Here is a 17,928-nt window from a genome sequence, read left to right as displayed (position 1 = left end):
CGCCGGTATCAGACTGAAATCTGATACCGGCGCAGCTTGTATAATGATCTATCCTTATGAAATGAAGCCGAATTATTCTACCGGCTGAGCCGCTTCCGAAGCTGTAGCATCTGCCAGCATCTGGCGGAGGACTGTCTGCAGAATACCGCCATTGCGGTAGTAGTCGATATCTACGGTACTATCGAGACGGGCAATGACCGGGAAGTCGAACTGGGTGCCGTCTTCACGGGTAGCAGTGACTGTCAGCTCCTGTCCGGGAAGGACGTGGTTGTCAAGACCGGTAATGTCGAAGGTCTCGCGTCCGGTCAGCCCCATGCTGCTCCAGCCATGGCCTTCCTGGAACTGCAGCGGCAGCACGCCCATGCCGACGAGATTGCTGCGGTGAATCCGCTCGAAGCTCTCAGCGATGACGGCTTTGACTCCGAGGAGGAGTGTTCCCTTAGCAGCCCAGTCGCGGGAGCTGCCTGTGCCGTATTCTTTACCGGCGATAACGATCAGGTTCTGTCCGGCCGATTGGTACAGCATGGAGGCGTCATAGATCGACATCACCTCATCGCTCGGCAGGAAGGTGGTGACGCCGCCTTCTGTTCCAGGAGCCACTGCGTTGCGGATACGGATGTTGGCGAAGGTACCGCGCATCATCACCTCATGATTCCCGCGGCGTGAGCCGTAGGAGTTGAAGTCAGCGCGTTCCACGCCATGGCCGCGCAGATATTCTCCGGCTGGACCGGAAGTGGAGATATTCCCGGCTGGCGAGATATGGTCGGTAGTGACGGAATCGCCAAGCAGCGCAAGTACACGCGAGCTCTTGATATCCTTGATGTCAGAGACACCGTCTGCCAGATGCTCGAAGAATGGCGGATTCTGAATGTAGGTGGAGTTGTTATCCCATTCATACAGCTCGCCTTCCGGTACCGGTATGTTATTCCAGCGTTCATTGGCTGTGAATACATTCTCGTATTTGCTGCGGAACATTTCCGGACTGAGCGAGAGCCCTATGGCTTCGCGGATCTCGGCTGTAGTCGGCCAGATATCGGCCAGGAAGACAGGCTCACCCTGCGGGTCATAGCCCAGCGGCTCGGTCTTCAGGTCAATATTCACCGTGCCGGCCAGAGCGTAGGCGACAACCAGCGGCGGTGAAGCCAGATAGTTGGCTTTGACCTGGGCATGCACGCGGCCCTCGAAGTTACGGTTCCCGGATATTACGGCGGCAACCGTCATATCATGTTCTGTAATGGCTTCGCTGACTTCATCCGGCAGCGGGCCGGAGTTGCCGATACAGGTAGCGCAGCCGTAGCCGGCCAGGTAGAAGCCGAGCGCTTCCAGCGGCTTCAGCAGGTCTGCCTTCTGCAGATATTCCGTAACGACCAGCGATCCGGGAGTCAAGCTGCTTTTGACATAGCCCGGTTTGGTGAGACCGCGTTCTACAGCCTTCTTGGCAAGCAATCCTGCGCCCAGCATTACGCTCGGGTTAGAGGTGTTCGTACAGCTCGTGATGGCTGCAATGACTACCGCTCCTGTAGAGAGCTTGCTAGTGCTTCCGTTCTTATGCTGAATCTCAACTTCTTCGGCAATCTTCTCGTCGCTGAGGCCATAGCCGCCCTTGTCGACAGGTGTACGGATAATACCTTCGAAATTCTCCTTCATATGGGTAAGCTCTACCCGGTCCTGCGGACGCTTCGGTCCGGCCAGGCTGGGAACCACAGAAGCCAGATCCAGCTCAATGACATCGCTGAATGTCGGGTCAGGTGTCTCTGCGGTGCGGAACATGCCCTGGGCCTTATAATAATCCCCCACCAGCTCTACCAGCTCATCCGGGCGTCCGGTGCTGCGCAGATAGGCCAGTGTCTCATCATCTACAGGGAAGAAGCCGACGGTTGCGCCGTATTCAGGAGCCATGTTGGCTACTGTCGCCCGGTCTGCCAGACTGATGTTCGCCAGACCCGGACCGTAGAATTCAACGAACTTGCCGACTACGCCTTTCTTGCGCAGCATTTGGGTAACGGTAAGGGCCAGATCGGTAGCTGTGGCGCCTTCCATCAGACTGCCGGTCAGCTTGAAGCCAACGACATCCGGGGTAACGAAATACAGCGGCTGTCCGAGCATTCCTGCTTCAGCCTCAATTCCGCCGACGCCCCAGCCTACTACGCCAAGGCCGTTAATCATTGTAGTATGGGAATCCGTGCCGACCAGGGAATCCGGGTAGACAACCGTCTCTCCGTCAATGGTCTTGGTGGCCGCAACAGAAGCCAGATACTCCAGGTTCACCTGATGCACAATTCCGGTTGCCGGAGGAACCGCACGGAAATTATTGAAGGCGGTCTGTGCCCAGCGCAGGAAGCGGTAGCGCTCCTCATTACGCTCAAATTCTACGTTCATATTATATTCAAGGGCGTCGGCCGTTCCGAACGCATCCACCATAACCGAATGGTCAATAACAAGATCAACCGGTACAAGCGGGTTGATCTTCTTCGGGTCTCCGCCCGCCTTCTTAACGGTATCGCGCATAGCCGCGAGATCGACAACTACAGGCACGCCGGTGAAATCCTGCAGGACAATCCGGGCAGGAATGAACGGGATTTCCTTATTGCGGTCAATGCCGCCGGACCAGTTGGCCAGCTGCTTGACATGTTCTTCAGTAATTGCCCGTCCGTCATATTGGCGGACAGCCGCTTCGAGTAAGACCTTAATGGAGAATGGCAGGGAGGAAATGTCGCCTGCACCTTGCTCCTCCAGAGCATTCAAATGATAGTAGCGATAAGTTTTGCCGCCTGATTTCAGGTTCTTGGCCAATGAAAAATGGTCCTTGCTTGGCATATATGCGCCTCCTCGTTTCATCTGGTGAAACTACATTTCATAATTCCTATACTTTAAGTATAACGTTTACAATGGGGGGAGTAAAGTTTTTTTTGCTCCTTGATGTAAGGTATATTCAGGGTTTCCACGGATGTATAGAACCCCCGGCTCCCTGACTTCCTTGCAGTTAAATCGCTCCCGCTTCCGTATAGGTGCAAGCAATGCTTCATATACATAGGACAGCAGCCATTGTGGCGGTGAAACCGTGAAGGAATATTCTTAGCTTACATCATATACATTCTTATCTGTGAACGAAAGGGCGGAGGATGAATGGAGCAGCAGTGGAAAAAAAGTCTCTATGTCTATGTGGACCAGCTGAACAAGGGGCGGGTTGCACCTGGCGCCGAACCGCGCCATACCACGATCAGGGACCCGCGGTTCCAGGACGAACAGCGCACGCGTTCCCGCCGGATTGCCCAGTGGTACAGCCGCCGGGGCATTACCCCGCTGCGCGGGGAGACGGGAGTGCGGACCATCCGTACCGTACGGGAGAGTCCTGCCGAGGTGGTCGCCGATGTGGCGCTGCACAGCGCCTTCTATTATGAGAAGGGCGGCATGACGCACCGCGAGGATGTGGTGGAGTCGGAGCGGCTGACCTTTGAACGTGAAAAAGGAGGCTGGGAGATTGTGAATGTGGAGCGCCGTGTGCCGGAACGGAGCGGGGTGCGCAAGGTAGTGGAGAAAGATCCGTCTCTGCGGCTCTCGGAATGGGGGGAGGCGCTGCCCGATCCGCGTCCTTCCCAGCCGCTGCTGAACCGCCGTGTCCTGAAGGGAGCAAGCGGCGCAAGGGAGGTGCGGTACCGCAGGGAGGAGGCTGCAGCCTATGCCGACCTCTGGTGGAAGGAGGGGAATCCGGAGTTCGAGATTTTTGAGGTGGACTGCACGAATTATGTCTCCCAATGTCTCTTTGCAGGGGGAGCGCCTATCAACTATACTGGTAAAAGAGAAACGGGCTGGTGGTACAAGGGCTATAATGGAGCCCAGGAATGGTGGAGCTTCAGCTGGGCGGTCTCCGACAGCCTGAAGCGTTATCTGAGCGGGAGCCGCAGCAGCGGGCTGCGTGCGGAGATTGTCGAGCGGCCGGAGCAGCTTCAGCTGGGCGACGTTATTCAGTATGACTGGGACGGCAACGGACATTATCAGCACAGCACGATCGTTACCGCTTTTGATGCTGGCGGGCAGCCGCTGGTGAATGCGCGGACGGTCAGCAGCCGTCACCGCTTCTGGGATTACAAGGATTCCTACGCCTGGACGGACCGGACGGCATATCGTTTTTTTCATATCAATGACTATTTATAGATCAGAAAGAGGTTAGGGCATGGGGAACGCTAAAACTACCGTAGGACTGGTGTACGGCGGCAAATCCGGAGAGCATGAGGTATCGCTGCAGACGGCTTATGCGGTTATGAACGCTTTTGACTACGATAAATATGAGATTATTCCGTTCTATATCTCCAAGCAGGGGGTATGGAAGGTAGGTGCAGTGCTGGAGGCTCCCTTCGCCGCGATTGAGCATCTTAAGCTCTCCGGGGCTGCCGGAGATATGGGCATGGCCCTGAATGCCTTGTTCAGCGGACTTGGCGGAGGCGAGCAGGTAATAGATGTCATGTTCCCGCTGCTGCATGGCACGAACGGCGAGGACGGCACCATTCAGGGTCTGTTCGAGATGGCGAATATCCCGTACATTGGTGCAGGCGTACTGGCTTCATCGGCGGGTATGGATAAGGTTGTCATGAAGAAGCTGTTCGGCGAGGCGGGGCTGGAGCAATGTGACTACTGCTACTTCAATGCTGCGAACTGGAGACAGCGCAAGCACGAGCTGATTGTAGATCTGGAGGATAAGCTGGGATATCCGGTATTCGTCAAGCCTGCCAACCTGGGCTCCAGCGTAGGAATCTCCAAGGCCACCGACAAGGAAAGTCTGATCAAGGCTGTGGATTATGCCTTCCGTTATGACACGAAGGTAATTATTGAGGAGTTCGTGGATGCGCGGGAAGTGGAGGTGGCGGTCCTCGGCAATGAGGAGCCGGAGGCCTCGGTTCCGGGTGAAATCGTCTCTTCCGGTGAATATTATGATTATGCGGCCAAATACACGGACGGCAAATCACAGATGCTGATCCCGGCACCTGTCGATCCCGAGGTAGCGGACCGTCTGCGCGAGTCGGCAATACTGGCCTTCAAGGCTATTGAGGGCAGCGGAATTACCAGGGCCGACTTCTTCCTGCGGAAGTCTGACGGCAAGATTCTTATTAATGAAGTGAATACCATGCCTGGCTTCACCCCGTTCAGCATGTATCCTCTGCTGTGGCGTGAGACCGGTGTGTCCTATAAAGCGCTGCTGGACCGTATGATCGGGCTGGCGCTGGAGCGTTACCGGTTCAGACAGGGCCTGAAGTACGATAATGAATAAACCACGTTGATCGGCGGGAGCATTCCGGCCGGGAAGGAGAGAGAAGCATGGGGTTTCAATCAGAATTCAATTCGGTGTGCAAGTTCAAGAATGAGCAGGAGCTGTACGAGCTGCTGGAGTACGGACGTACCAAGATGGTGAAGCAGGGCTTCCGTGTCTATCCGACCGGCCAGAAGGTGATCGCCTATAACCCGGAGAATGTAGCGGTGGCCATTGTCAAAATTTCTGCGTCGATTGCTGAAATCAATTTTCAGGGCAATGAGGTTACGGCGGTGGAAATGGATCTGGTCCGGAAGCTGAATGAGGAAGAGTCGCGCGTTCAGACGGCTCTTGCCTTCGAAATGTTCTTCGGGGAAGAGGGATGATTGTCCGCTTCGGCTATGTTGCCATGTCTACGGTGATCCCTGACTGTTCTCCCTCCAAAACGATGACTATGGCAAGCTTCAACAAGCTGGGCGACCGGGAGGCGGGCCTTCGTAAGCTGGAATCCATCGCCCGGATGAATCTGCATAATACGCTCCGTCTGCTGAAGCATAATGTCGGCTCGGATATTAAGGTCTACAGGCTCACCTCCAAGCTGGTTCCGCTGGCCACCCATCCTGATCTGGCGGACTGGAATCCGCTGGCTGCTCTTGCGGAGGAATTCGCTGAGGTGGGCAGCTATGTGAAGAAGCACGGGCTGCGCGTCAGCTTCCACCCGGATCACTTCACGGTGCTGAGTACGCCGCGGCCGGAGGTGCTTGCAAGCTCGATCCGTGATCTGCAGCATCATACGGACATGCTGGACGCGATGGGGCTGCCGGCGACGGCTAAGAGCAATATCCACATCGGCGGCGCTTACGGGGACAAGCCTCTGTCTGCGGAACGCTTCTGCGTACAATGCTCCGCGCTGCCGCTTGCGCTTAGAGAGCGGATGACGCTGGAGAACGACGACAAGACGTTCAATGCGGTGGAGACACTGGAGGTCTGCCGCAGAATGGAGCTGCCGATGGTGCTGGATATCCATCACCAATGGGTCAACAATGAAGGTGAGCTCCCCTGGGAGCTGTGGCCGGAGATCCTGAAGACATGGACAAGCCCTCTGGCGCTGAAGGATGTGCCGCCCGGCGGGCAGCTGCCGCCGAAGATCCATGTGTCCAGCCCGCGCAGCCCGTCTGATCCGCGCAGCCATGCCGATGGGGTGGAGCCGGCACCGCTGGTTGCTTTTCTGAAGCGGATTGCTGCGGATACTCCCGCTGTAGATGTGATGATTGAGGCGAAGCTCAAGGATGGGGCCTTGTTCGGTCTGATGGAGGAGATGAAGGGACTGTCAGAAGGCGGGAATGGAATTATGGTACTAAACGGAGCGAGTGTGAATATAGAACCATAACTGGCAAAAAACTTGCCGGCCAGGCCCTCTAGCGGCACCAGTCATGACTTGATAAACCGGCCGAAATGAGGTACGTTGAAAGAAAGTTGAGCAGTCATGTTCTAAGGCAGAGAAAGGGTATCCTGCGGAAACAGCGGTCCCCGGGAGAACAATCATGCGCAAAGAAAGCGGAGTGAAGAGATGAGTCCTGTAAGTCCTGATAACCGAAATGAACGGCAGCCCTATGTAGTTACAAGCAAGGGACATACGGCGGCAGCCATCAATGCTGCGGCCAAAGCGGGGGAATGGATCAAGAGCAGACAAGGCCAGGTGAAGGAGCTGGGCAGTAAGACATCGGCCCAGGATCTGGTCACGGAGGTCGATAAGGGTGTGGAGCAGATGATCCGCCGGCTGATCCTGACCCATTATCCCGACCATGCCATCCTTGGCGAGGAGGGTGTTGAGCCTGGTGCGGAGGCACTGACGGCCGCCCTGGATGAAGCTCGGGAGCATGAGTATCTGTGGATCGTCGATCCGATAGACGGCACGACTAATTTCGTGCACGGCTTCCCGTTCTATTGTGTATCGATTGCTCTGGTCGTTAAGGGAGAGCTTACGGTAGGCGTGATCTATGATCCGATCCGGGACGAGATGTTCGTGGCCGAGAAGGGGAAGGGCGCATACATGCACGGGATTCCTACGAAGGTATCGGCTGAGACTCTCCCGGGCAACAGCCTGATCGCCATGGGCTTCCCGCCGGACCGCGTGGTGGCCCAGCCGGCGAATATGGCCGGTCTGCAGCAGATTATGCCGCAGGTCCGCGGCATTCGTGCCGGAGGATCGGCGGCACTGCATCTGGCTTATGTTGCTGCCGGACGAGTGGACGGGTATTGGGAGGTTGGACTGAGCCCTTGGGACTGCGCAGCGGGGGTGCTGCTGGTGCTGGAATCCGGCGGCAAGGTTACGAATACGCTAGGCAACCCCTATGATATCGGCACACGCCATGTAGTCGCAAGCAATGGACGAATTCATGATTATCTGGTTACGTCCCTGCAGGCCGCAGATGCTACAGGCTTCAAGAAGCAGTAGGAGGGCTTACACCGTTATGAATGAGAATGAAGATCTGGAGCGGAGGCTAAGCGAGCTTCTGGAGGACGGCGAGATGGAGCAGGCGGACCGGCAGGCCAAGGAGATCCGTCAGATTTCGCCCAAGTATGAGATCCGCATACAGACTACCCTTGACCCTATAGTCGAAGAGACGCTTCGTTACCGCAAAATCGCCTATGAGCTGGATGACCGGTATGATAAATATGTGAAGCGCTCAGACCAGGCAAGCGGTCCGCCCAGCACTGGCGGACCGGAGAAATCTTCAGAATCCGGCAGCGGAGAGCGATAAGCTGCTGTTATACACAGGAGCGGTTTTCCGAATTATCGGAAGACCGCTCTTTTGCGCAAAGATAAGCCGTTGAAACGCTACCTGCTATAAAAAGACGGCAAAGCTGTTTCCACAGGAGCTGGGCGGGATGTTAGAATAGAATTATACTAATTTAGGAGGAATACGATGCTGAAGACATGGAGAAGGTTAATATCAGCTTCTGCTGGCGGACTGCTGTTGTTCACCGTATTAATCAATGTGCATGCAGGTCCGGCGGTTGCCGCCGCAGCAGCCGTGGCGCAAGGAACGGAGCAGGATGTCTTTCGCATCGTGGCACTTGGAGATTCCATTACTGCCGGGTATGAACCGGGGATGACTGATCCCGGCGTGAAGCCGTACGGATACGCTGAGCGATTACTGGAGCAGGGCTGGTATCACGGCAGAAGTGAGCTTAAGAATTATGGCATCTTGGGCCTTAAGACAGCGGGACTCCTTCAATACACCGGAGCGATTAAGGACAGCGCGGTAATTACGCCGGAGGCCATTCAGCCGGGGCTGTCTGATCCGCGTACCTTGCAATTTGCTGCGCTGGCCCCGCAGATTAGAACGGAGCTCGCTGCGGCGGATCTGATTACCATTACCATCGGCGGTAATGATGTCAGCAGCCTGTTCTTGAATTACAAGACGCTGACCGATGCCGATTTCGCTTCCCAGCTTGCGGAGCGTCTGACGGAATACAGCAGTAATGTAACAGCGCTGCTGAAGAATATCCGGGAAGTGAATCCGCAGGCAACCATTCTGCTGGCCGACCAGTATCAGCCTGCTCCGAAAATCGCCCTGGGCGCTTCGTATGACAAGCTGATGAATGCGGCTGCACAGTTCACCATTGCGGCTGAGAATATCGCGGCTACCCTGAACCAGGCAGGCGCTCCGCTTAAGGTAGCTCATGTAGCCGCAAAGTTCGCCGGTGTAGAGGGATCACTAACTCATATCATCGGAGCCGGGGCGGCAGACTTCCATCCTACGCAGCTTGGATATGAACGGATTGCCACTGTATTCGCTGAACAGCAATGGGGGGAATACCGTACGCCGGCAGTAACGGCGATGGCTCCGGAGACAGCGCCGATGTCCATCGTGGTGAAGGGGAAGGAACTGAATACGCCCAATAAGCCCATTCTGAAGAACGGGCAGAACTTTCTGGCGCTGAAGGATATTCTGAATGCAGTCTCAGCGGATGGCAAATGGGATAACAAAACCTCCAGTGCGACTGTAATTTACGGAGGAAGAACGGTGGTTATTACGATCGGCTCGAAGACTATTAAGGTGAACGGTGCGGATGTAGCGATTGATACTCCAGCTTTTCTGCATAAGGTTGGCAAAGAGGATAAAACCTATCTTCCGCTCGCCGCACTCGCTACCGGACTGGGCTTCGATGTGAATTACAGCAGCAAGCTGCGGACAGCTTTCATTAATCCTTAATCGCGCATAATCTAACCATAGCATCATCAAATCACAAATCAGGCCCGTAGTGGAAAAGGTGGATGAACCCAGTTGTCTAGTACAAAGTATAATGCTGATTACATCATCACGATGGAGGATATAGTGCGGGAAGGCGACCCTGTTCTGCGTGCGGTAACGCAGCCCGTAGAGTTGCCTTTGCAGGCGGAAGATCGCGGTGCGCTGCAGAGCATGATGCAGTTTCTGAAGAACAGTCAGGATGCCGAGATGTCTGCCAAATATAAGCTGCGTTCAGGGGTAGGCTTATCGGCTAACCAGATCGGTCTATCGAAGCGGATGTTTGTCATGTATTTGAAGGATGATAATGGAAAAAATGTGGAATATACCTGGGTGAATCCCAAGATTATCAGCCATTCGTTGGCGATGGTCTATCTGCCGGAGAGCGAGGGCTGCCTGTCCGTGGACCGGCCGGTGCACGGCTTCGTACCGCGTTATGAGTCTGTGAAGGTCAGGGGCTTTGATCTGAACGGCGAGGTGGTCACCCAGAAATTCAAGGGCTATCAGGCGATCATCATCCAGCATGAGATGGATCACCTGGACGGAATGATGTTCTATGACCGGATCAATCCGCAGAACCCGTTCAAGCTTCCGCAGGATGTGGAGATCCGCAGCCTGTATGAGCAGAAGGGCAGATAACGCGGATATGAATTTGATGGACGTACGGCTGATGACCCCGCTCGTGGTGGTAGCGTTGTTATGTATGGACGGTACTCACATGGATCTTAATCTTACGTAAACAAAACAAAGGCTGTCCCACGAAGTCATTAATCTGACTCTTGGGACAGCCTATTCTTATAGTTGGGCGATTACTTCTCCGCAGCCATAGCCGCGAATGAAGCCTCTGCCGCCTCCAGGGTGAGGTCGATGTCGGCATCCGTGTGGGCTGTGGTCAGGAACCAGGCCTCATATTTGGACGGGGCCAGGTTGATGCCCCGGCTCAGCATATGCCGGAAGAAGCTGGCGAACATTGCACCATCGGTATCCTGCGCCTCTTCATAATTCGTAATGGGATGGCTGCAAAAATGTGTGGAGAATGCCCCGCGAATCCGGTTGATGGTCAGCGGAATACCGTGACGGTCAGCGGACGCCTGAAGTCCTTCGGTCAGGCGGATGGCCAGCCGCTCCATCTCGTCATAGACGCCTTCCGCGCTAAGCACCTCCAGGCAGGCGATCCCTGCCGAGATCGAGGCGGGGTTACCGGCCATCGTGCCTGCCTGATAAGCAGGACCGAGCGGAGCGACCTGCTCCATGACATGCTTGCGGCCGCCGTAAGCGCCAATAGGCAGCCCGCCGCCGATGATTTTGCCTAGGGCAGTCAGGTCGGGAATGATCTCCTCATGATTCGCAAGACCGGCATAGGTCTGTGTGGAGCCATAGTGGAAACGGAAGGCGGTAATGACTTCATCATAGATAACCAGGGAGCCGTTCTCGCGCGTCAGCTTGCATAAGCCTTCCAGGAAGCCTGGCTCCGGCATAACCATACCGAAGTTGCCGACAATTGGCTCGACCATCACGGCAGCCACATCCTGGCCCCATTGCTCCAGCGCTTCACGCAGGGCGTCCAGATCATTGAAGGGAACGGTGATGACCTCCTGGGCGATGCTGGCCGGAACGCCTGCGCTGTCCGGGATACCCAGTGTCGATGGACCTGAACCTGCGGCTACAAGCACAAGATCAGAGTGGCCGTGATAACAACCGGCGAATTTGATGATTTTGCTGCGCTTGGTGTAGGCGCGGGCGACGCGGATGGTCGTCATGACGGCTTCTGTACCGGAGTTGACGAAGCGTACCTTGTCCATCGAGGGAATAGCTTCCTTCAGCATCTTGGCCAGCTTGATCTCAAGCCGGGTTGGCGTTCCGTAGAGCAGTCCGTTCTGCGCGGCCTCAGTAATAGCGGCGGTGATATGAGGGTGGGCATGTCCGGTAATAATCGGGCCATAGGCGGCCAGATAATCAATATATTCATTGCCGTCCTCATCCCAAAAGCGTGAGCCTCCGGCGCGTTTCATGAAGACAGGGGCGCCTCCGCCCACGGCCTTGAAGGAGCGGGAGGGGCTGTTCACGCCTCCGACAATATGCTGGAGAGCTTCCTCGTATAACTGTTCTGATGTGCTGCGGTTCATAGGTAATGTTCCTTTCTTCTTGGCTTGCGCCCATGGGAAAGGGCGAACCGCGGCTGATTCCCGCTGTCCGCCCGCCCCGTGTGCCAAGCATGGTTATATTGGAGTTTACTTTGTTCCCGGTGATGCGGAAGGGCTGCTGCCCGGTGAAGCCTCTGCTCCAGGAGTTGGCGAAGGTTCGGGTGCGGTTAGCGTATCCTCTACGAACTGCTTCAGCGCCCGCTCGCTGCTGAACCCGATCACCTGGGAGCCGTCCTTGAGGGTCTTCTCCCGGATCAGATTCATCGGCGGAATCTGCGCGCTGCCGCCCATAGAGCTGTCATAGCCTACAGCGCCGAGCTTCCACATGTCGCTAATATCAAGATTCGTGTCAATATAAGGTGTAACCTCACCAAGAATGGTCGGCAGCTTGATAATGGAGGTGGTGCTGATCACCTTATCTGCTACAGCCTTAAGGAAGCCGCGCTGGCGCTCTGTCCGGGTGAAATCGGAGGTCGCGTCATGACGGAAGCGCACATACTGCAGCGCCATTTTGCCATCCAGGTGCTGGAAGCCCTTCTTGAGATCGATATCGAACTCAGGCCCGTCCGCCTTGGTGGTATAACGCATATCCTTCTCGACCTCATAATCCACACCGCCCACGGCATCCACCAGCTTCATGAAGCCCTGGAAATCGGTATAGACATAATATTGAATCGGGATACCGAGCAGGTCGCTGACCGTCTGCATCGCCGTGTTGGGTCCATAGGTAATGGCGGCATTGATCCGCTGTGAACCGTGGTCAGGGATGTCAACATAAGTGTCACGAAGAATGGAAAAGACATAGAACTTCTTCTTCACCGGATCAAGTGAGGCGACCAGCATAGTGTCGGAACGCGGCACTTCGCCCTTCTTCACCCCGCGCGCATCCACGCCCATGAGCAGGATATTGACCGGCTCTGTGCCTTCCCATACAGGGGGCTTAACCGCCTCCGCCGAGGCTGTGGGAACATTGGCGAACGGAGAATCTTCACCTGTCTTGTGGAGGTTATCGAGCTGATTGTAAATTGCAGTGAAATAGTAAACCAGACCTCCGATGATTAAAAGGAGTATGATTGCCAGAGTCCAGAGCAGCGTTTTCTTCTTTGACTTGCCGGCTTTGGCGTGCCGGTTCTTTCTTGGTGGCATTTCGTTCGTCCTTTCCAGTTCACATTCTCTACATTATAATTTCTTTTGGGAAGACACGCAATTTCAGAAATCAACAACCACATTAAGAGGAGTGAATAATAAATGAGTATCACAGTAGGCGACAAGGTTCCGGACTTCACACTCCCTGCCTCAACAGGGGGCAACATCAGCTTAAACGATTACCGCGGCAGGAAGGTGCTGCTCTACTTCTATCCTAAGGACAGTACCCCGGCCTGCACCCAGGAGGCCTGCGATTTCCGCGATGCTCACGATACGATTGCCGCGAATGGGGCGGTTGTTCTTGGAATCAGTGCCGATCCGCTGGCCTCACACAGCAAATTTATTGCGAAGAATAGCCTGCCCTTTCCGTTATTATCCGATGAGGAGCATACGGTGAGCGAATTGTTCGGGGTATGGCAGCTCAAGAAGCTCTACGGCAAGGAATTCATGGGGATTGTGCGCTCTACTTTTCTGATTGATGAGGAAGGAATTCTGAGCGCAGAGTGGCGAAAAGTCAGAGTGAAGGGCCATGTGGAGGCCGCATTAGAACAAATCGTGAAATAATTAAGTATGCTGGTAATTAATTGTATTTGTCTGTTACATTTCTAACAGCTATAGTCAGGCGCTCTCGTGATATAGTTGCCTCATATTACTTCAAATTTGGAGCAAGGTATGGGGGATGGCATGAAGAGACTGCGTATTGGGCTTGACGTCGGATCAACTACGGCCAAATTGGTGGTTATGGAACGGGATATCATTATATATCAGGATTATGTGCGTCATTTCAGTGATATAAAAAAAGCAGCGGTTACGCTACTCTCAGAGGTGCAGCATAGGTTCCCCGGTAGTGAAGCGGCGCTCACCGTAAGCGGCTCCTCCGGGTTGTCCCTGTCCAAGCTCGGGGAGATTCCGTTTGTCCAGGAGGTCATTGCCTGCACGAGGGCGATCAGCGGACGGATTCCAGAATGTGATACCGCGATTGAGCTGGGCGGAGAGGATGCCAAAATCATCTATCTCAGCGGCGGCATCGAGCAGCGGATGAACACAGCCTGTGCAGGCGGTACAGGGGCATTCATCGATCAGATGGCCTCTCTGCTGCAGACGGCCCCTGCGGGTCTGAATGAGCTTGCCATGAAGCATGAGCGGATCTATCCGATTGCTTCGCGCTGCGGGGTATTTGCCAAGAGCGATGTGCAGCCGCTGCTGAATGAAGGGGCGCGGCGTGAGGATGTGGCGGCCTCGATCTTCCAGAGCATCGTGAACCAGACAATCAGCGGCTTGGCCTGCGGACGTCCGATCCGCGGGCGTGTTGCTTTTCTCGGGGGACCGTTAACCTTCCTGTCCGTTCTGCGGGACCGGTTCAAGGAGACGCTTGGACTGAAGGAGGAGGAGGTGCTGTTCCCGGAGCACTCGCAATATTTCGTCGCCATCGGTTCGGCGCTTGCCGGGTCAGATCCCGTATTCCTGCCGCTCAGCGGCTGGATTGCCCGGATCATGGCTGTAGACTTCTCGCAGGACCGTGCGGAGGATGCAGAGCTGGCGCCGCTGTTCAGAGCGCCGGATGATCTGGCACAGTTCAGACTGCGTCACAGTCAGGCTACGGCACCGCGTTCCGCGCTGGCTGCCTACCGGGGGCCGGTCTATCTGGGCATTGATGCCGGCTCTACCACGACCAAGCTGGTGGTTACCGGAGCGGCGGATGAGATTCTGCATACCTTTTACGGGAGCAATGGAGGCAATCCTCTGCAGTCTGTCACGGGCGCGCTGAAGGAGCTCTACCGGATTCTGCCCCAAGGCTGCTACATTGCGGGAGCTTACGCAACCGGTTATGGAGAGGGTCTGGTCAAGGCGGCGCTGCGGATGGACGGCGGAGAAGTAGAGACGGTGGCCCATTACAAGGCAGCCTCCCGGTTCATGCCGGAGGTCGACTTCATCCTCGATATCGGCGGCCAGGACATGAAGTGCATCAAGATCCGCGGGGGAGCCATCGACAGCCTGATGCTTAATGAAGCCTGCTCGGCGGGCTGCGGCTCCTTTCTGGAGAGCTTTGCTTCCGCACTGGAGCTTGGCATAGAGGAGTTCGCCGCTGCGGCGCTCGAATCGAAGGCACCGGTGAATCTCGGCTCGCGTTGTACCGTGTTCATGAATTCCAAGGTGAAGCAGGTCCAGAAGGAGGGGGCTACGCTTGCCGATCTCTCGGCCGGGCTGGCTTACTCCGTGGTGAAGAATGCGCTGCAAAAGGTGATCAAGATCCGTAATCCCGAGGATTTGGGCCGGAATATCATCGTTCAGGGTGGTACCTTTTATAATGAGGCTGTCCTGCGGGCTTTTGAGCTGCTGACGGGAAGGACGGTAGTCAGACCCGATATCGCCGGCGTGATGGGCGCTTACGGCTGTGCGCTGATGGCCAGAGAACAGGCTGCCCCTGAAGGAATCAGCACGATCCTCGGACCGCAGGAGCTGGAGGACTTCCAGTATTCAGTCGCTCCAGGCCGCTGCAGCCGCTGTGCCAACAGCTGTGCGCTGACCATCAGCCGGTTCCCGGACAAGAGCTTCCATGTCACAGGGAACCGCTGTGAACGCGGCGCAGGCGGCAAGAAAGAGAAGAACACGCTGCCGAACCTGATGCAATACAAATATGAGCGGTTCTTCGCCTACGAGGGCCTGCCGGAAGTGGCGGCGGTCCGGGGCACGGTTGGACTTCCGCGCACGATGAATATGTTCGAGAATTACCCGTTCTGGCATACCTTTTTCACCTCGCTGCGCTACCGGACCGTGTTGTCTCCGAAGTCTAGTAAGAAGCTGTATGAGAGCGGAATGGATACCATTCCTTCGGAATCCATCTGCTATCCGGCCAAAATGGCCCACGGGCATGTACAGCAGCTGATCGGCCAGGGCGTAGACTTCATCTTTTACCCGGCGGTGGTGTATGAGAAGAAGGAGGATGATGCGGCGCAGAATCACTTCAACTGCCCGGTGGTTGCTTCCTACCCCGAGGTTATCCGCAATAATATGGACGGTCTGAAGGAGCAGGGGGTTCCGCTGGTCAGCCCGTTCCTGACCTTCGACGATATTCCGGCGCTGACCCGGGTGCTGGCGCGAACGTTCGCCGAGGTGCCTAAGGAGGAGATTGCGGCTGCTGTCCAGGCGGGACTGGCGGAAGCGGAGCAGGCGAAGAATGATGTGCGCACCAAGGGCGAGGAGACGCTGGTCTTCCTCACGGAGACAGGTACGAAGGGAATTCTGCTCTGTGGGCATCCGTATCATGCCGACCCTGAGATCAACCACGGGATTGCCGATATGATTACCGGGATGGGACTTGCGGTGCTGACCGAGGATTCGATCTGCCATCTGGACCGCAGCGAAGGGGATGTTGGCGTAGTGAACCAGTGGACCTACCATGCACGGATGTACCGTGCGGCCCGGCTGGCGGCGGGAAGAAGTGATCTGGAGCTGGTCCAGCTCACCTCCTTCGGCTGTGGGATCGATGCGATTACCTGCGATGCAGTTCAGGAGATTATGGAGCGTCACAACAAGGTCTATACTCTCATCAAAATCGATGAAATCAGCAACCTCGGAGCCGCGCGGATTCGCCTGCGTTCGCTTCAGGCCGCGATGCGTGAGCGTGAGAGAGGCGAGGTTAAGCCGCAGCTGCTCTACAAGCCGCAAGTCAATGTGCCGTTCACCAAAGAAATGAAGGATACCTATACCATCCTTGCCCCGCAGATGTCGCCGATTCATTTCGAGCTGTTCGAACGGGTCTTCCAGGATGCGGGCTACCGGCTGAAAATTCTGGAATCGACCGGTCCGCAGGAGACGGAGGAAGGCCTCCGGTACGTCAACAATGATGCCTGTTATCCGGCGATTGTAACGATCGGGCAGATGCTGTCTGCCCTGAAGAGCGGCGATTATGACCCGGACCGGACCGCTGTAATCATGTCGCAGACCGGGGGCGGCTGCCGGGCGACGAACTACATCTCCCTGCTGCGCAAGGCGCTGAAGGATGCCGGTCTGGGGCAGATCCCGGTGATCTCCCTGAATGCCTCAGGGATGGAGAACCAACCGGGCTTCCGCATCAGCCTGAAGCTGGCGAACCGCCTGATCGCCGCAGCCTGCTACGGAGATCTGATGATGCGCCTGCTGCACCGCTTCAGACCGTATGAAGCGGTACCGGGAAGCACAGAGGCCTTATTCCGCCAGGGAATGGGACGCTGCAAGGGCAGCCTGTCGAACTTCTCGTTCCGCGAATACAAGCGGCTGACCCGGGAGATTGTTGCCGGGTTCTCGCGGCTGCCGGTCATCCCGGCGGATAAGCCCAAGGTGGGCATTGTCGGGGAGATTCTAATCAAATTCCATCCGGATGCCAACAACCATATCATCGACATGATTGAGGCGGAGGGCGGAGAGGCTGTGATGCCTGATTTCCTGGACTTCATTTTCTACTGTGTCTACAATCCGATCTACAAGGCCGAGCAATTCGGCAAAAGCAAGCGGCTGGGCTATATTAATCCCATGCTGATTTCCTACCTCGAAATCTACCGCAAGCCGGTCAAGGTAGCGCTGGAGCAGGCCGGACTATCCAAAGGCCGGGAGAATATCTACGGTCTGGCCGAGAAGGCAAGCCGCCTCGTGTCGGTAGGTAACCAGATGGGCGAAGGCTGGTTCCTGACGGCGGAGATGATGGATCTGCTGCATAACGGTGTGAATAATATTGCCTGCATTCAGCCGTTTGCCTGCCTGCCGAACCATATTACCGGGCGCGGGATGATTAAGGGGCTTAAGGATCTATATCCTGGCGCGAACATCGTTGCCATTGATTATGATGCCGGAGTCAGCGTGGTCAACCAGGCCAACCGGATCAAGCTGATGATGTCGATTGCCAGCGGCCTTGCCGCCGGCACCCAGCCGTCAGCGGATGAGGTGGCACAACTGGTGCCGGTACTGGCCGGTGGTGTGGGCTGCCAAGGATAGCAGCTTCTGAATATAAAGAGCGGACCGGTTATTACACCGGTCCGCTCTTTTTGCTGCAATGTGCAGGCGTGTGGACCGAATGTATGCGGAAAATAGCACACATTTGCTGGCGCCCAGGCGTGTGGCTCGAATGTATGCGGAAAACAGCATACATTGTGCTCAC

The 17,928-nt window shown here is 55.9% G+C and carries 13 protein-coding genes; 10 read left to right on the top strand and 3 right to left on the bottom strand.

Features of this window, described 5'->3' with window-relative positions; genetic code table 11:
- Positions 1-72: 72 nt before the first annotated feature.
- Complete coding sequence (gene acnA, locus NSS64_RS25585; RefSeq protein ID WP_340990935.1) at positions 73-2,817, bottom strand: aconitate hydratase AcnA; 2,745 nt, start codon at positions 2,815-2,817, stop codon at positions 73-75.
- A gap of 309 nt (positions 2,818-3,126) precedes the next feature.
- Between acnA and NSS64_RS25580 the strand changes: the two genes are divergently transcribed.
- The 8 genes from NSS64_RS25580 to def all read left to right on the top strand — a co-directional run bounded on the left by NSS64_RS25580 (position 3,127) and on the right by def (position 10,143).
- Complete coding sequence (locus NSS64_RS25580; RefSeq protein ID WP_341141986.1) at positions 3,127-4,155, top strand: amidase domain-containing protein; 1,029 nt, start codon at positions 3,127-3,129, stop codon at positions 4,153-4,155.
- 19 nt (positions 4,156-4,174) lie between these two features.
- The gene (locus NSS64_RS25575; RefSeq protein ID WP_341141985.1) at positions 4,175-5,266 is read left to right on the top strand and encodes a D-alanine--D-alanine ligase; all 1,092 of its coding nucleotides are present in this window, start codon (positions 4,175-4,177) and stop codon (positions 5,264-5,266) included.
- Positions 5,267-5,313: 47 nt separating this feature from the next.
- On the top strand, positions 5,314-5,631 hold the full coding sequence (locus NSS64_RS25570; RefSeq protein ID WP_341141984.1) for a hypothetical protein: 318 nt from the start codon (positions 5,314-5,316) through the stop codon (positions 5,629-5,631).
- Positions 5,628-6,635, top strand: coding sequence for a UV DNA damage repair endonuclease UvsE (gene uvsE / locus NSS64_RS25565; RefSeq protein WP_036723795.1), 1,008 nt, complete (start codon positions 5,628-5,630; stop codon positions 6,633-6,635). Before NSS64_RS25570 ends, uvsE begins: the two co-directional genes overlap by 4 nt.
- Positions 6,636-6,815: 180 nt before the next feature.
- On the top strand, positions 6,816-7,703 hold the full coding sequence (locus tag NSS64_RS25560; protein WP_341141983.1) for an inositol monophosphatase family protein: 888 nt from the start codon (positions 6,816-6,818) through the stop codon (positions 7,701-7,703).
- A gap of 16 nt (positions 7,704-7,719) precedes the next feature.
- Positions 7,720-8,010, top strand: coding sequence for a hypothetical protein (locus NSS64_RS25555; RefSeq protein WP_341141982.1), 291 nt, complete (start codon positions 7,720-7,722; stop codon positions 8,008-8,010).
- A gap of 165 nt (positions 8,011-8,175) precedes the next feature.
- Complete coding sequence (locus tag NSS64_RS25550; protein WP_341141981.1) at positions 8,176-9,468, top strand: stalk domain-containing protein; 1,293 nt, start codon at positions 8,176-8,178, stop codon at positions 9,466-9,468.
- A gap of 111 nt (positions 9,469-9,579) precedes the next feature.
- Positions 9,580-10,143: a peptide deformylase gene (gene def / locus NSS64_RS25545; RefSeq protein WP_340995465.1), complete on the top strand. Its 564-nt coding sequence runs from the start codon at positions 9,580-9,582 to the stop codon at positions 10,141-10,143.
- A gap of 170 nt (positions 10,144-10,313) precedes the next feature.
- On the opposite strand, the gene NSS64_RS25540 is transcribed toward def, so the two are convergent.
- Together NSS64_RS25540 and NSS64_RS25535 are read right to left on the bottom strand one after the other, a co-directional pair.
- Complete coding sequence (locus NSS64_RS25540) at positions 10,314-11,630, bottom strand: glutamate-1-semialdehyde 2,1-aminomutase (RefSeq protein ID WP_341141980.1); 1,317 nt, start codon at positions 11,628-11,630, stop codon at positions 10,314-10,316.
- A 105-nt stretch (positions 11,631-11,735) separates the two neighbouring features.
- Positions 11,736-12,794, bottom strand: coding sequence for an LCP family protein (locus NSS64_RS25535; protein ID WP_076084760.1), 1,059 nt, complete (start codon positions 12,792-12,794; stop codon positions 11,736-11,738).
- A 102-nt stretch (positions 12,795-12,896) separates the two neighbouring features.
- On the opposite strand from NSS64_RS25535, the gene bcp reads away from it, so the two are divergent.
- Both bcp and NSS64_RS25525 read left to right on the top strand, forming a co-directional pair.
- Entirely contained in the window at positions 12,897-13,358 is a 462-nt protein-coding gene (gene bcp, locus NSS64_RS25530; RefSeq protein WP_341141979.1) for a thioredoxin-dependent thiol peroxidase, read from the top strand.
- A 120-nt stretch (positions 13,359-13,478) separates the two neighbouring features.
- Positions 13,479-17,765: an acyl-CoA dehydratase activase-related protein gene (locus NSS64_RS25525; protein WP_341141978.1), complete on the top strand. Its 4,287-nt coding sequence runs from the start codon at positions 13,479-13,481 to the stop codon at positions 17,763-17,765.
- Positions 17,766-17,928 lie beyond the last annotated feature (163 nt).

This window comes from Paenibacillus sp. FSL H8-0122 (assembly GCF_038005345.1).
Lineage (GTDB): Bacteria > Bacillota > Bacilli > Paenibacillales > Paenibacillaceae > Paenibacillus_AQ.
Note: the sequence above shows the minus strand (reverse complement) of the source record. Positions and strands in the feature narration are given on the sequence as shown.